General features: G+C 69.7%; 12 protein-coding genes. 3 read left to right on the forward strand and 9 right to left on the reverse strand.

What is annotated here, in order from left to right; translation table 11 throughout:
* Nucleotides 1–48 precede the first annotated feature (48 nt).
* Nucleotides 49–1,521, reverse strand: coding sequence for a cardiolipin synthase (gene cls, locus AC1PMG_RS00075; protein WP_481110197.1), 1,473 nt, complete (start codon nucleotides 1,519–1,521; stop codon nucleotides 49–51).
* Between the two features lie 403 nt (nucleotides 1,522–1,924).
* On the opposite strand from cls, the gene AC1PMG_RS00080 reads away from it, so the two are divergent.
* Nucleotides 1,925–3,010 carry a PA0069 family radical SAM protein gene (locus AC1PMG_RS00080; RefSeq protein ID WP_481110198.1) on the forward strand — a complete coding sequence of 362 codons (1,086 nt, stop codon included), beginning with the start codon at nucleotides 1,925–1,927 and terminating at the stop codon, nucleotides 3,008–3,010.
* Nucleotides 3,011–3,168: 158 nt separating this feature from the next.
* Here AC1PMG_RS00080 and AC1PMG_RS00085 read toward each other — a convergent pair whose 3' ends face one another.
* From AC1PMG_RS00085 to AC1PMG_RS00110, 6 genes are all read right to left on the reverse strand, one after another.
* Nucleotides 3,169–3,876: a 2OG-Fe(II) oxygenase gene (locus AC1PMG_RS00085; protein WP_017911286.1), complete on the reverse strand. Its 708-nt coding sequence runs from the start codon at nucleotides 3,874–3,876 to the stop codon at nucleotides 3,169–3,171.
* An 84-nt stretch (nucleotides 3,877–3,960) separates the two neighbouring features.
* On the reverse strand, nucleotides 3,961–4,572 hold the full coding sequence (locus AC1PMG_RS00090) for a flavodoxin family protein (protein ID WP_481110199.1): 612 nt from the start codon (nucleotides 4,570–4,572) through the stop codon (nucleotides 3,961–3,963).
* 195 nt (nucleotides 4,573–4,767) lie between these two features.
* A complete protein-coding gene (locus AC1PMG_RS00095; RefSeq protein ID WP_150410045.1) occupies nucleotides 4,768–5,040 on the reverse strand; it encodes a hypothetical protein in 273 nt (90 codons plus the stop codon).
* 223 nt (nucleotides 5,041–5,263) lie between these two features.
* Nucleotides 5,264–5,587, reverse strand: coding sequence for a hypothetical protein (locus tag AC1PMG_RS00100; RefSeq protein WP_481110200.1), 324 nt, complete (start codon nucleotides 5,585–5,587; stop codon nucleotides 5,264–5,266).
* Nucleotides 5,588–5,876: 289 nt separating this feature from the next.
* Nucleotides 5,877–6,893, reverse strand: coding sequence for a class 1 fructose-bisphosphatase (locus AC1PMG_RS00105; protein WP_481110201.1), 1,017 nt, complete (start codon nucleotides 6,891–6,893; stop codon nucleotides 5,877–5,879).
* A gap of 170 nt (nucleotides 6,894–7,063) precedes the next feature.
* Nucleotides 7,064–8,266 carry an amino acid aminotransferase gene (locus tag AC1PMG_RS00110; RefSeq protein ID WP_026144580.1) on the reverse strand — a complete coding sequence of 401 codons (1,203 nt, stop codon included), beginning with the start codon at nucleotides 8,264–8,266 and terminating at the stop codon, nucleotides 7,064–7,066.
* Between the two features lie 130 nt (nucleotides 8,267–8,396).
* Here AC1PMG_RS00110 and AC1PMG_RS00115 point away from each other — a divergent pair, with 130 nt between their 5' ends.
* Complete coding sequence (locus AC1PMG_RS00115; protein ID WP_481110202.1) at nucleotides 8,397–10,523, forward strand: TonB-dependent receptor family protein; 2,127 nt, start codon at nucleotides 8,397–8,399, stop codon at nucleotides 10,521–10,523.
* A 425-nt stretch (nucleotides 10,524–10,948) separates the two neighbouring features.
* On the forward strand, nucleotides 10,949–11,368 hold the full coding sequence (locus AC1PMG_RS00120) for a hypothetical protein (RefSeq protein WP_481110203.1): 420 nt from the start codon (nucleotides 10,949–10,951) through the stop codon (nucleotides 11,366–11,368).
* Between the two features lie 121 nt (nucleotides 11,369–11,489).
* On the opposite strand, the gene AC1PMG_RS00125 is transcribed toward AC1PMG_RS00120, so the two are convergent.
* Entirely contained in the window at nucleotides 11,490–12,254 is a 765-nt protein-coding gene (locus tag AC1PMG_RS00125) for an SDR family oxidoreductase (RefSeq protein ID WP_481110204.1), read from the reverse strand.
* Nucleotides 12,255–12,569: 315 nt separating this feature from the next.
* A complete protein-coding gene (locus AC1PMG_RS00130) occupies nucleotides 12,570–14,468 on the reverse strand; it encodes a sigma-54-dependent Fis family transcriptional regulator (RefSeq protein WP_481110205.1) in 1,899 nt (632 codons plus the stop codon).
* Nucleotides 14,469–14,674 lie beyond the last annotated feature (206 nt).

The following is a 14,674-nucleotide window of genomic DNA, read 5'->3' on the forward strand; positions in this document are numbered from 1 at the left end:
CGGCCGGCGCGCGGCGGTTCGGGCGCCGGGGTGCCTTGGCGCCCGCCGCTACAGCAGCGGCGAGGTCAGCCGCGCCACCGCCTCCGGCAGCCGGTAGCGCCACAGCGAGCGCTTGCGGTCGTCGCGCACGCGCACCGCGTCGGCCATCTCCCCTTCCAGCAGCTCGGCCAGCTGCCGGGTCAGCCCGCGGTCGCGGAACAGCGTGGCGACCTCGAAATTGAGCCGGAAACTGCGGTTGTCGAAGTTGGCGCTGCCGACCAGGCACAGGTCCTCGTCGGTGATCAGCGCCTTGGTGTGCAGCATGCGCGGGCCGTACTCGTAGATCCGCACGCCGGCCTGCAGCAGCTCGTCGAAGTACGAGCGCGCGGCCAAGGTCACCAGTCGCGAGTCGCTGCGCTTGGGCACCAGCAGGCGCACGTCCAGGCCACCCAGCGCCGCCGAGGTCAGCGCCATGCGCGCGGCCTCGCCCGGCACGAAATACGGCGTGACCAGCCACACCCGCCGCTGCGCCTCGTAGATCGATGCCACCTGCAGGCGATGGATGCTCTCCCACGACGAATCCGGCCCCGACACCAGCACCTGCGCCTGGATGCTGCCGGCGTCGCGGCTGGGCATGTCGTTGGGCCAGATCCGCGCCATGTCGAAGGTGTCGCGGCCCTGGCGGGTGGCGTACAGCCAGTCCTCCACGAACACCAGTTGCAGGCTGCGCACCACGTGGCCTTCGCAGCGCAGGTGCAGGTCGCGGTAGGCGTCGGCGCGCAGCGCCTCGTTCTCCTCGTCGGTGACGTTGATGCCGCCGGTGAAGGCGATGCGGCCGTCGATCACCACGATCTTGCGGTGGGTACGCAGGTTGACCCAGGGCCGCTTGAACTTGAACGGCCGCAGCAACTGGGTGGGATGGAACCAGGCCACCTCGGCGCCGGCCTCCAGCAGCGGCCGCAGGAAGCGCTTGCGCACCTGCGAGGAGCCGACCGCATCCAGCAGCAGCCGCACCCGCACGCCGGCGCGGGCGCGCTCGACCAGCGCGTCGCGGATGCGCGTGCCGGTGCGGTCGGGATTGAAGATGTAGTACTCCAGGTGCACGTGGTGCTGCGCGGCGCCGATGTCGCGCAGGATCGCCTCATAGGTCGCCGCGCCGTCGACCAGCCACTGCACCGCGGTGGCCGAGCTCGGCGCCAGCCCGGTGGTGGCCTGGGCGATCTTGGCCAGCTCGGTGCAGTCGGCATCCGGCGGACAGACGCTGCTGTAGTGCTCCATGCCCGAGCGCGAACGGCCGCGGCGCAGGCGCTGCCGCTTCACCTTCTGCGGGCCGAGCAGGTAGTAGATGACGAAGCCCAGGTAGGGCAAGGCGGCCAGCGACAGCACCCAGCTCAGCGTCGCCGCCGGCTCGCGCTTCTGCAGCACGATCCAGCCGCTCAGCCACAGGATGTACAGCAGGTAGGCGGCGGTCAGGTAGGCGCCGATATGCGGAATACCGGTCAGCCGGTCCCAGGTGTTCTGCAGAGTCGCGATCACGAGCATCGGCGGATTCTAGAGGGTGACGCGGAGCTTGCGGCGAAGGCGGTGCCGGCCCGGCACCGCGGCGACCGCCCGGATCGCGTGGGTTTGCTGTCTGGCGCGCTGGCAGCCATCCGCTCTGCGAACCTGCGCTGCACTACGGGTGCATGACAGCAGGCGTTCGCAGCAACCGAGTGACGCCAAGGCGACGGCGTTCGCGTGCGCCCGCGACGAGGGCCCGGTTCGGCGAATAGCAGCGTCATCGCCGAAGAGCGACAGGCCGCCGGCCCGCCGTGGAACGTCGATCTGCTGCGCCGCCGTGGGCAACGGGCGGAGGTGAGCCACGCTGACTGCGTGGCCTGAAAGATTCAGCGCCGCCGTCGGTGCAGTCGCATCCGCCGAGACGGTGGCCGCGTAGCCTATGCCGATGAGCACTGCCATCAAGGGCCGCGGAGCCGGCAGCCACCTGCCGGGCCGCTTCGAACGCACGGTCAGCGAGGCCGAGGACGACGGCTGGCACCCCGACGACAGCGAGGAATTCGCCGCCCCACGCCTGCGCACGCAGGTGAGCGAGGAGACCGCACGCAGCATCATCAGCCGCAACCAGTCGCCGGACGTGGGGTTCGCGCAATCGGTGAACCCGTACCGCGGCTGCGAGCACGGCTGCAGCTACTGCTTCGCCCGCCCCAGCCACGCCTATCTGAACCTGTCGCCGGGGCTGGATTTCGAGACGCGCCTGTTCGCCAAGACCAATGCCCCGGAGCTGCTGCGCCGCGAGCTGGCCAAGCCCGGTTACGTGCCCAGCCCGATCGCGCTGGGCATCAATACCGACGCCTATCAGCCGATCGAGCGCAAGCTGCAGCTGACCCGCCGCCTGATCGAGGTCTTCGCCGAGACCCGCCACCCGTTCTCGCTGATCACCAAGAACGCGCTGGTCGAGCGCGACCTGGATCTGCTGGCCCCGCTGGCCCGCGACAACCTGGTCAGCGTGCACTTCTCGGTGACCTCGCTGGATCCGCGGCTGTCGGCCAAGCTGGAGCCGCGCGCCTCGGCGCCGCACGCGCGGCTGCGGGCGATGCGTACGCTGCACGAGGCCGGCGTGCCGGTCGGGGTGATGGTGGCGCCGGTGATCCCATGGATCAACGACCACGCGCTGGAAGCAGTGCTGGAGGCGGCCCGCGAGTCCGGCGCCGAGTCCGCCGGCTACGTGCTGCTGCGCCTGCCGCACGAGGTGGCGCCGTTGTTCCGCGACTGGCTGCAGGCGCACCATCCCGACCGCGCCGCGCACGTGATGAGCACGGTGCAGCAGTTGCGCGGCGGCAAGGACTACGACAGCACCTTCGGCAAGCGGATGCGCGGCGAAGGGGTCTACGCCGACCTGCTGTCGCGGCGCTTCGCGCTGGCGCACAAGCGGCTGGGCTATGCCGAGTCCCCGCGCCGGCGCCTGGACTGCAGCCACTTCGTCAAACCACTGCCGCCGCGCCCGCCGTCGCCGCAGGGCGTGTTGTTTTGAGCGGGGATTCGGGATTGGGGATTCGGGATTAGCAAGAGCGGCGCGTCGCGGCGGCCCGACGTAGCCACTGCAATTCAGCCACCAAGAAAGCAGCTTTTACGAATCCCCAATCCCCACTCCCGAATCCCTGCTTTTGACGAATCCCCAATCCCCAATCCCTACTCCCGGCCGTACAACGCCTGCGCCGACTGAAACAGGATCCAGCTCGTCGCGATGAACTTGTCGCCGCGTTGCGGGCGGTTGCCGCGGTGGGTGTGGGTGAAGGCGGTCGGGGCGATCAGCAGGCTGCCGGCGCGCGGGACGATCTTGCGCTGCTGGAACAGGAACTCGGTCTCGCCCTCGTCGAAATCGTCGTTGAGGTACAGGGTCCACAGCAGGTGCCGGTGCAGGGTCTCGGCGCTCGGATCGCGCGGGTACAGTTCGCAGTGCCAGTACGGATAGCCGCCCTCGCCCGCTTCGTACCACTGCAGGTTGATCGCGCCCGGGCGCAGGCAGGTGCGCGCCAGGTTGGACAGCGCGGCGTCGTCGAGCAGGGCGAAGTCGTCGGCGCCGAGCCGGTGCGGCTGGCCGTCGGCGCCGGGCACCTGCAGCATCAGCGGCGAGATCAGGGTCTGCGGGTACTTGCGCAGGTAGCCGAGCAGCCCGCCGAACACGGCCTGCTGCAGCCGCTGTTCCACATCGCGCCATGGCTCCAGGCCGCTGATGCGCAGGTCGCGGCTGCGCTTGAGCTCGGGGAACACGCCGCTGCCGACCTCGCCGGGCCGCAACTGGGTGCTGCCGCGCAGGCGGCGCAGGATGGCGGCGCAGTCCTCGCGGGACATGGCGCCATCGAACACTTCGATGAAATCGGGATGCAGGTCGGACATCGCGCGACCTTACCAGCGATTTCGCAGGGTTGCAGCCGCAGCACGGCGGCTCCGTGCCACTGGCGCTCCGACGCGGTGGAACGCTCAGGCCAGCGGCGGTGGGTACGGATTGGCCTTGAGCAGGCGCGCCAGGTGCGCGGCGTTGCTGGCGGCGGTCTTGATGGTGTCGGCCAGCACCTTCGGCGTCTGTTTCAGGTCCTGGTAGTCGGTGCTGCCCATCGCTTCGCCGACCCAGTACGGCGGGCTGCCGGCGGCGACGCTGAAACCGAAGTCGGTCAGCCCCTGGTAGAGATCGGCGCTGACCTTGTGCGCGCCATCCTCATTGCCCACCACCGCGACCATGGCCACGCGGTTGAAGGTCGGATACACGCCGTCGTCGCCGATTTCGCCGAGGAACGCATCCATGCGCTCCAGCACGCGCTGCGCCAGGCTCGACGGATGGCCGACCCAGATCGGCGTGGCCAGCACGAAGATGTCTGTATCCAGCACGCGCTGACGCAGCTGCGGCCAGGCATCGCCGTCGCCTTCGTCGGCACGTACGCCGGGGCGCACGTCGAAGTCGGCCACACGCGCCGAATCGCCCTGCACGCCGTGCGCGGCCAGTGCCTGCAGGATCTGATCCAGCAGGCGTTGGGTGGACGAGGGCGCAGTGCCGCGCTTGAGCGAGCAGTTCAGGCCGAAGGCGCGCAGGGACATGGTCCGACTCCGTCAGTAAAACCCCACTGTGGATCGGGCGCGATGGGCACGACGTCGCGATGGCGTGCAAGGGTCGTGAGCGCTGCGGCACCGCAAACGCGCAGCGAGCGTGTCGAGATCAGGCATGTGTCGATAGCGATCCGCCGCCGCGCCCGCCCATCGCGCACCGAACTGGCGTACGGGCGTTGTCGGTGGCTAGGAGCGCCTGGATGACCCGGGCGTGCCGCGGATCGCGATGCCCAGCAGGGCCAGCCATACCGCCAGCGCCAGCAGGGTCGGCAGCTCGAAGCGGCTCGAGTTGTACAGGGTGAAGCTGCGGGCGGCGAAGAACAGCAGCGTCCACAGCGCCAGGTTGACCAGCACGATCCGCCGCCGCCAGCGGTGGCGGGTGAACAGCGCGATGACGGTGGGCATCAGCGCGACCGGTGCGGTGGCGAAGAAGAACAACACGACGAGGGTCTGGTTCATGGGTTCCTCCCGCCCGGGACGACCAGGTGCATGCGACGACCGCCGGCGGTCAACGCGCTCCGCGCAGGCCGCCGGGTGCCGCTACCCTACCCTAGTGTGGCCAGCCTGCCACCGCCGCCTTGCTGGCGGAGGAAAAAACGACGCATTGGCATGAACCCTGCGGCTTTGCGTCGTACCTGGTTGCCACGACGCGACTCGGCTTCCCCCGCCCAAGCTTCGCGGATCAGTACGAAAGATCGACGTACTGAACCCTTTTCGCACCAAATGCGCTGCATCCTTCGCTGCTGGCATAGTGCAGCACCACCGGTGTCCTGGTACTCGCTGCGGCGAGAATGGCGGAGTACTTTTCTTTCGCGATCGAGTCCGCCGCAAAATCGATGACCCATCTTCCGTCAGATGGGCATTCGTTGTTGGTCGGTTGGTTTTCCAGCCAGATGGATGCGTAATTGGATTCAACCACGAATCGGAGAATCTTCCCCTGCTGCGCGGTATCGGCAAGCGCGCCCCCGCAGACCAGCAACAGCGCCACGCCGAGCATGAGTTTCATTGCATTTCCCCTGAGTTAATCGTTGTTTCTCGATCCATTGCCAATTTGGCAACAGCTCGGGATGTCTTGCACACGAAATGCCGCTATCGGCATGCCGTGTCGACACGGCGACACCATGCCAATGCGGGCAGCATGAAAAATCCCCGTTTATGGTGCGGCGCCTGCAAAAACACCCCTGTGCAAGCGACCGGCCGCCGACGTACGCGCGCGACCACGCTGACTATACGGCATCGTCAGCGGCAGCCGCTATCGGCGGATCGCTGTCGGGCGATCCGCTCTTGGATCAAACTCACCGAGGATTCGCGTCGTGCTCCAGGTGATACCGCACCGCCTCGGCGACCTCGTTCTTTGAGCCGAGGAACACCGGCACGCGCTGGTGCAGCTGTTCCGGCTGCAGGCCGAGGATGCGTGCGCGGCCGGTGCTGGCGGCGCCGCCGGCCTGCTCCACCAGCATGCCCATGGGGTTGGCTTCGTACATCAGCCGCAGTTTGCCGGCCTTGCCCGGGTCTTTCTTGTCCCAGGGATAGATGAAGATGCCGCCGCGGGTGAGGATGCGGTGCACGTCGGCGACCATGCTGGCGATCCAGCGCATGTTGAAGTTCTTGCCGCGCACGCCCTCGCTGCCGGCTAGCAGGTCGGCCACGTACTGCTGCATCGGCGCTTCCCAGTGGCGCTGGTTGGACATGTTGATCGCGAACTCGGCGGTGTCCTCGGGGATGCGCATGTCGGCCTGGGTCAGCAGGAAGCTGCCCTCCTCGCGCTCCAGGGTGAAGGCGTGGGTGCCGTGGCCGAGGGTCAGCACCAGCATCGTGCTGGGGCCGTAGATGCAGTAGCCGGCGGCGACCTGCGCGGTGCCCGGCTGCAGGAAGTGCTCGTCGCCGGGCTTGTCGGTCCCCGGCGGCGCGCGCAGCACCGAGAAGATGGTGCCGACCGAGACGTTGACGTCGATGTTGGAGCTGCCGTCCAGCGGATCGAACAGCAGCAGGAAATCGCCGCTGGGATACTTGTCCGGCACCGGCTGGCAGTGGTCCATCTCTTCGGAGGCGCAGGCGGCGAGGTGGCCGCCCCAGGCGTTGGCTTCGAGCAGGATGTCGTTGCTGAGCACGTCCAGCTTCTTCTGCGCTTCGCCCTGCACGTTGCCGGTGCCGGCATCGCCGAGCACGCCGCCGAGGGCGCCCTTGCTGACCGCGATGGAGATGCGCTTGCAGGCGCGGGACACGATCGTGATGAGCTGGCGCAGTTCCGGGCCGATACGCCCGGCATGCTGTTCTTCGATCAGGAAGCGGGTCAGCGACGTTCGCGACATGGGCAGGACGGCCTTGCGTGAGAAGGGGGCCGCCATTGTCGCGGGTTGCGCCGCAGATTTCGATCAACGGTGTTCCGCGACCACGCTGGCGCGGGCCGACACGGCCGCCATGCAGGTACAAAAAAGCCGGAAGCGCAGGCGCTTCCGGCTTCGTGGCGGGACCGCCGGGCTCAGCCCTTGTGCACGGTCGCCACGGCCTGGGTCACGTAGTCCAGGTTCTTCTGGCTCAGCGCGGCCACGCAGATGCGGCCGGTGCCGACCGCGTAGATGCCGAACTCCTCGCGCAGCCGGTCGACCTGCGCCTTGCTCAGGCCCGAGTAGGAGAACATGCCGGCCTGCTGCTGGATGAAGCCGAACTCCGGCGCGCCGAGGGCGGCCAGCTTCTGCACCATGCCGGCACGCAGGGCGTGGATGCGCTCGCGCATCTCGGTCAGCTCCTGCTCCCACATCGCGCGCAGTTCCGGGCTGTTGAGCACCCCGGCGACCAGCGCGGCGCCGTGCGTGGACGGGCTGGAGTAGATGGTGCGGATGATGCGCTTGACCTGCGACTGCACCGCCTTGCTCTCGGCGGCATTGGCCGAGACCACCGACAGCGCGCCGACGCGCTCGCCGTACAGCGAGAACGACTTGGAGTAGGAACTGGCGACCACGTAGTTGTCGATGCCGACCTCGGCCAGCAGGCGCACCGCGTAGGCGTCGGCGTCGATGCCCTTGTCGAAGCCCTGGTAGGCGATGTCCACGAACGGAAACAGGTTGCGTTCCTTCAGCAGCTCGGCCACGGTGCGCCACTGCGCCTGGCTCAGGTCGGCGCCGGTCGGGTTGTGGCAGCACGCGTGCAGCAGCACCACGCTGCCAGGGGCGAGCTGGCGCAGGTCGGCGAGCATGCCGTCGAAATTCAGGCCGTGGCTGGCCGGATCGAAGTAGGTGTACTCGACCACGTCGAAGCCGGCGGCACCGAACACGGCGCGGTGGTTCTCCCAGCTCGGGTTGCTGATGGCGATGGTGGAGGTGGACAGCAGCTTCTTCAGCAGGTCCGCGCCCACGCGCAGCGCACCGCTGCCGCCGATGGTCTGCGAGGTGGCGACGCGGCCGGCGGCCAGCAGCGGCGACTCGGCGCCGAACAGCAGCTTCTGCGTGGCCAGGTCGTAGGCCGGCAGGCCGTCGATCGGCAGGTAGCCGCGCGGCCTGGCGTCCTGCGCCAGCTGCTGTTCGATCTGCTGCACCGCGCGCAGCAGCGGGATGCGGCCGTTTTCGTCGTAGTAGATGCCCACGCCCAGGTTGACCTTGGTCGGGCGGGAATCGGCGTTGTAGGCCTCGGTCAGGCCCAGGATCGGGTCGCCTGGGACCTGTTCCACGTTTGCAAAGAAGGACACGGCGGTACTCGTTCGGTGGCGGAGGTGGGGGCCGGAAGGACCGGAGCCGGCGCGGTCAAACACCTCATCCTAACAAACGCTGCCGCGCTTGGCCGGGTGCGGCCGGGCGGCAGTTGGGCGATGATGGGCCATGTCATCTTCCCTGCCCTCCGCCCTGCTCTGCGGGGCCTGCGCCCTGGCGCTGTCGCCCCTGGTCCACGCCGCTCCCGACGAGGATCCGGCCACCACCTTGCCAGTGCTCCAGGTCCAGGCCGCCCGCGTCGGCGGCGTGGCCGATTTCGACCTGCCGGCGTCGCTGACCACCACCGGCCTGGGCGACAGCGACCGCCTCGGCGTGCAGGCCTCCGAGGCCCTGGCCGGGATACCCGGCCTGCTCGCGCGCGACCGCCAGAACTACGCGCAGGACACCCAGCTGTCGATCCGCGGCTTCGGCGCGCGCTCGGCGTTCGGCGTGCGCGGCGTGCGCCTGCTGCTGGACGGCATCCCGGCGACGATGCCGGATGGCCAGGGCCAGCTGTCCAACTTCAACCTGTTCGGCAGCGAGCGCGTCGAGGTGCTGCGCGGGCCGTTCTCGGCGCTGTACGGCAACTCCTCCGGCGGCGTGGTGCAGCTGTGGAGCGCCGACGGCCAGCCGGACGATCCGTGGCGGCTGCGCAGCGCGATCGGCAGCCACGGCACCGCCGCCCTCAGCGCGCAGGCGCTCGGCCAGCAGGGCGACGTCCACTACAACCTGGCGGCCACCCATTTCAGCACCGACGGCTACCGCGACCACAGCCACGCCCAGCGCACCACCTTCAACGCCAAGATCGGCATCGACCTGGCGCCCGGGCGGCGCCTGGACCTGCTGCTCAACGCGCTGGAGGCACCCGACGCGCAGGATCCGCTGGGCCTGAGCCGGGCCCAGGTCGCCGCCGACCCGCGCCAGGCCACCGCCGCCGCCGACCAGTTCGACACCCGCAAGTCCACCCGCCAGGTGCAGGCGGGCGCGATCTTCACCGAGCAGGTGGACCAGCAGACCTGGCGGCTGATGGGCTACGCCGGGCGCCGCGACGTCACGCAGTACCTCTCGGTGCCGGTGGGCGCGCAGAGCAACCCGCTCAATGCCGGCGGCGTGATCGACCTGGACGGCGACTACGGCGGCCTCGACGCGCGCTGGGCGTGGCAGGGCGAACTGGGCGGCCGCCCGTTCCAGTTCACTGTCGGCGCCAATGCCGACCGCCAGCAACAGCACCGCACCGGCTACGAGAACTTCGTCGGCAGCACGCTCGGGGTAAAGGGCCGGCTGCGCCGCGACCAGCAGGACCGGGTGGAGAACGTGGACCAGTTCGCCCAGGCCTGGTGGCAGTTCGCCGAGCGCTGGTCGCTGCTGGCCGGGCTGCGCCACAGCCAGGTCCGGTTCCGCTCGAACGATGCCTACATCGTCGGCCGCAATCCCGACGACAGCGGCCGCACCGACTATGCGGCGACCACGCCGGTGGCCGGACTGGTGTTCCGCGTCACCGACGACCTGCGGCTCTACGCCTCGGCCGGGCGCGGGTTCGAGACCCCGACCTTCAACGAGCTGGGCTACCGACGCGACGGCGGCGCCGGCCTGGCGCTGGACCTGGCCGCCGCGCGCAGCCAGAACCTGGAACTGGGCGCGAAGTGGCGCAACGCCGCCGGTGCCAGTTGGGACGCGGCGCTGTTCCGCGCCACCACCGAGGACGAGCTGGCGGTGGCCAGCAACATCAACGGCCGCAGCACCTACCGCAACATCGGCCGCACCCGCCGCCAGGGCGCCGAGACCAGCCTGACCCTGCCGCTGGGCGCCAGCGCGCAACTGCAGGTGGCCTACACCTGGCTGCAGGCGACGGTGCGCCAGGCCTACCTGACCTGCGCCAGCAGCGGCTGCGCGACGCCGACCGCCGTGGTGGCCGCCGGCACGCGCCTGCCCGGCGTGCCGCAGCAGCAACTGTTCGCGCGCTGGCAGTGGCAGCCGCGCGCCTGGCAATTCGCGGTGGAGGGCGTGGCCGCCGGCGACACCGTGGTCAACGACCTGGCCAGCGAGGCCGCGCCCGGCTACGCCCTGCTCAACCTGGAAGCGGCGCGGCGCTGGCCGACCGCGCACGGCACCCTGCGCACCTTCGCGCGCATCGACAACGCGTTCGATCGCCGCTACATCGGCTCGGTCATCGTCAACGACGGCAACGGCCGTTACTACGAGCCGGGTCCCGACCGCAGCTACACGGTCGGCTTGCAGTGGGACTTGCCGCACTAGCCGCGAACGCCTGCCGGTCTGGCTAGGCTTTCGCTCGCGGCTGCGCACCTGCTTGGTTCCGGCGACCACTCGGCGACAGCCTGCCGCAGCTGTACGCCGACGACGGTCGATGCGTCCATCAGCATCTGCACTTGTCGAACTACGGCAAGTTCGAGGCGCAGATGCAGCGCGAGGCGGACGCGATAGCGGCACTGCGGGAGAAGGCGCCTGGCGGCCTCGCGTGAATGATCGGAGGCGGTGCCCCTCCTGCCTTGAGCGAACGCCAGGTGCCGCGTGTCTACACGCTGCGCCGCGCACGCAAGTCGTCTACCAAACGCACTGCACCTGTCTACGCGAACCGGCGGCGGACGCTGGCGGCGTTCTTCGCGGCGGCGCTAGCGTAATGCCACCCCCGCAGACCGCCACGCCCCTCCAGGAGACGCACCATGAGCACTTCCGACGACAGCCGCGACAACGCCGGCACCAAGAGCAAACCCGCGTTGGCCGAAGGCGTCAGCGCCACGCCGTACCAAGGCACCTTCACGGTGGTCAATTGCACCGGCCAGACGATCAACAACGTCAGCGTCAAGCACACCTGCGGCAACTACATGGATCCGGCCGCTTCGGCGTCGCTGCCGGCGGGCGGTACGATCGCCTCCGTGCCGCTGCGGGCGCAGACCGGCTCCAGCGACTACTGGAACCTGTCGTTCCAGATGAGCGACGGCAGCTCGCGTAGCCGCAACAGCAAGCAATGCAACTACGTGCAGAGCGATGCGCCGGGGACCTGCATCATCGCGCTGTACGCCAGCAGCTTCAGTGTGCTGACGCCGGTCAGCTCACCGTGCATGAACAACAGCTACGACTGAGCGATGCATGCCCCGCCGCTGCTGTCGCGACGCCGGCAGCGGCAGGGCATCGCCCGCGGTGGCGAGCGTGCGCCTCGCCACGCAGCTTGCGGGCGCGGCGACATCGCGACCGCCGTCTGGGTCAACTGCGCATGATCGATACGCCGCCGTCGACCAGCATCGCGCTGCCGGTGACGAACGCCGCCTCGTCCGAGGCCAGGAACAGTGCGGCCCGCGCCAGTTCGTCCGGCTGCGCCAGGCGTTTGAGCGCATGCAGCTGCGCGACCTGCGCCAGCGCTTCCGGCGTGCCGTTCATCGCCTCCGCCATCGGCGTGTGCGTGCCGCCGGGCAGCAAGGCGTTGACCCGGATCGCCTGCGGTCCGAACTCCGCTGCCAGCGCCTGGGTCAGGCCGATCAGGCCGGCCTTGCTGGCGGCATAGGAGGCGGTGCACGGGAAGCCGACGGTGTGGCCGACGAAGGTCGAGGTGAAGATCAGCGATCCGCCGCCGCGTGCCAGCATCGCCGGAATCTGATGCTTGGCGCCGAAGAATGCGCCGCTGAGATTGATATCGAGCGCGTCGCGCCAGGCCTGCGCCTGCAGCTGCGTGGTCGGCACCAAGGTGCCCAGGGTGCCGGCATTGTTGAAGCCGATGTCCAGTCCGCCGAAGCGTGTGTTCGCCAGCGCCACCAACGCCTGCGCGTATGCCTCCTCGCGGACGTCGCCGGCCAGCCACGCGGCCTGGCCGCCGGCGTCCTCGATCTCCGCGGTGAGCGTCTGCAGCAGCGCACCGCGGCGCGCGCCCAGCACGACGCAGGCGCCTTCGCGCGCGAACAGATGCGCGGCGGCGTGGCCGATGCCGGAACTGGCGCCGGTGATGAGCGCGATCTTGCCGTGCAAGCGTTGCATGTGAAGCTCCATGGTGGCGAAGGAGCCTGAAGCATCGCCGGCAGCACCGCGCGCTGCTCGCCGTGTTCGGACGCGGCAGTCGCGGGCCGATGTGTACCGCCTGAAAGACACGTTGGATGTGAGAGCGACGGTCAACCGTGACGCGGCGTTCTGCGGGGGCTGTCGCGGCTCGGCAAGAAACGCGGTTGTCCTGTAGGAGCGCCTTTTAGCCGCGACTGGCATGCCCGATCAGGTCACGTCGCGGCTGAAGCCGCTCCTACGAGACATGTGGCGTCGACGACCGCGCGACGCAGCCGGAGACAGCGAAACGCGATCTCAGTGCGTCCCCAACTGCAGCCGTCGGTACAGCGTGCTGCGGCTGATGCCGAGCCGGCGTGCGGCCTGCGAGACGTTGCCGTCGCAGGCGTCCAGCGCCTGGCGCATGGCCTGCAACGCCAGGCTATCGAGGTCGGCGGACGGCAGCGGCGGCGGTGCGACGTGGGCACCGCCCTGCTTCGCCGCGTGCACGCCAGGCAGGTAGGCCGGCAAGGCGTCGGTATCGACCAACGCATCCGCTTCGCTCAACGCCACCAGGGTGCGCAGGCACGCCACCAACTGGCGCAGATTGCCCGGCCACGCGTAGGCGCCCAGCGTCGCCAGGGCCGCCTCGGTCAGGCGCCTGCCCTGCCCCAGCCGCGCCCACAACTCGGCGACGAGCGCGCGTCGGTCCGGATGCGCACGCAGCGCGGGAATCTGCACGCAGTGGTGGGCGATGCGGTAGTACAGATCGGGTCGGAAGCGCTGCTCGGCCATCGCCGTGTCCAGGTCGCGGTGGGTGGCGCAGACCAGGGCGAAATCCAGCTTCACCGGCTTGCCGCCGCCCAGCGGCAACAGTTCGCGTTCCTGCAGCACGCGCAGCAGCCGCGGCTGCAGGGCCAGCGGCATGTCGCCGATCTCGTCCAGGAACAGCACGCCACCATCGGCCTGGCGCAACAGCCCCGGATTGCCGTGCTTGCGCGCGCCGGTGAAGGCGCCGTCCTCGTAGCCGAACAGTTCCGCTTCGATCAGCCCCTCGGGCAGCGCCGCGCAATTGACCGCCACGAACGGGCGCCCGGCGCGGGCGCTGCGCCGGTGCAGCTCGCGCGCGAACACTTCCTTGCCGGTGCCGGTCTCGCCCTGCACCAGCACCGGCAAGTGCGCGTCGAGCACGCGCCGCGCGCGCTCCAGCGCCAGCTCCTGCGCGGAGTCGAACAGCGGCGCGTCGGACGCCGCCGCCGCCGAAGGCCGCGATGACGCGGTCACGGTGATCGGCGCCTGCTGCGGGCGCCGCCGCGGACGATCGTCGGCCGGGCTGTCGATGCGTCCGTGCAGCGCCCGCCCCTGCAGGTCGAACACGCTGCCCTGCTGGCGCAGCCGCGACAGCGGCTCCTCGAACAGCGCTTCGTAGGGCGCGCGGCCGAGCTCGTGGCGCTCCAGCCCGAACAGCCGCAACCCGGCCTGGTTGGCGGCCACCAGGCGGCCGTTGCGGAACGCCAGCAGCGCTTCGCGCGCCGTGCCGAGCAGCGCCGGGTCGTGGTGCACGCGCAGCAGTTCGCAGCCGGGAATGCCGTCGTCGAAATAGCGGTGTTCGATGTTGGCCACCGCCATCCGCGCCAGTGCCAGCGCATGCATGTGCTGCACGCTGGCGTCGCCGGAGATGTCGAGCACGCCGGCCAGGGTGCCGTACGGATCGAAGATCGGCACCGCGGCGCAGCTGAGGATCTGGTGCGGGGCGAAATAGTGCTCACCGCCACGCACTTCCACCGAGCGACTCTCGACGATGGCGGTGCCGATCGCATTGGTGCCGACCTGGGTTTCGCTCCAGCACGCGCCGGGCATCAGCGCCACCCTGCCCGCCTTGTCGAGGAAGCGCGGGCTGCCTTCGGCGTCGAGGATCCAGCCGGCCTCGTCGGTGAGCAGCACGATGCTGCCGGTGGCCGCGGCGTCGCCGGCCAGGCCTTCCAGTTCGGCGCGGGCCAGCCGCCACAGGCGCTCGTGCGCCTCGCGCAGGGCGCGCAGGCGCGAGGCTTCCAGCGGTTCGATCGCCGGTTTCGCGTCCGCAGCCAGGCCCAGGCGCTGGCAGCGCTGCCACGACTGCAGGATGGTGTCGGGCACCTGCCCGACCGGAGCGCCGCCGCGTTCGAAGAAGGCCCGGCGGGCCTGGCCGAGTTGGTGTTGCGAGGGATGCTGCGCCATGTCCGGCTCCGCTGTCGCAGATTGCGACACCTGGTGATACGGGTGTTCCGATAAACAGCACATCCGCCGGCGCGGCGCAATCGACAGACGTGACGCGACGCAGCAAAACCGCACGGGGTGCCTCGGTATGTCGCGGTGCGACCGCGTGACGCGGCGCAGCACGCAAAACCTGGCATCGGACTTGCGCACATGCCGCTACCGGACGG

Source organism: Xanthomonas sp. NCPPB 2250 (assembly GCF_056725265.1).

Coding starts and splice junctions, on each gene's coding strand:
- AC1PMG_RS00100 (WP_481110200.1), bottom strand. CDS start 5,587: ATGAAACTCATGCTCGGCGTGGCGCTGTTGCTGGTCTGCGGGGGCGCG.
- AC1PMG_RS00095 (WP_150410045.1), bottom strand. CDS start 5,040: ATGAACCAGACCCTCGTCGTGTTGTTCTTCTTCGCCACCGCACCGGTC.
- cls (WP_481110197.1), bottom strand. CDS start 1,521: ATGCTCGTGATCGCGACTCTGCAGAACACCTGGGACCGGCTGACCGGT.
- AC1PMG_RS00115 (WP_481110202.1), top strand. CDS start 8,397: ATGTCATCTTCCCTGCCCTCCGCCCTGCTCTGCGGGGCCTGCGCCCTG.
- AC1PMG_RS00105 (WP_481110201.1), bottom strand. CDS start 6,893: ATGTCGCGAACGTCGCTGACCCGCTTCCTGATCGAAGAACAGCATGCC.
- AC1PMG_RS00080 (WP_481110198.1), top strand. CDS start 1,925: ATGAGCACTGCCATCAAGGGCCGCGGAGCCGGCAGCCACCTGCCGGGC.
- AC1PMG_RS00085 (WP_017911286.1), bottom strand. CDS start 3,876: ATGTCCGACCTGCATCCCGATTTCATCGAAGTGTTCGATGGCGCCATG.
- AC1PMG_RS00120 (WP_481110203.1), top strand. CDS start 10,949: ATGAGCACTTCCGACGACAGCCGCGACAACGCCGGCACCAAGAGCAAA.
- AC1PMG_RS00130 (WP_481110205.1), bottom strand. CDS start 14,468: ATGGCGCAGCATCCCTCGCAACACCAACTCGGCCAGGCCCGCCGGGCC.
- AC1PMG_RS00090 (WP_481110199.1), bottom strand. CDS start 4,572: ATGTCCCTGCGCGCCTTCGGCCTGAACTGCTCGCTCAAGCGCGGCACT.
- AC1PMG_RS00125 (WP_481110204.1), bottom strand. CDS start 12,254: ATGCAACGCTTGCACGGCAAGATCGCGCTCATCACCGGCGCCAGTTCC.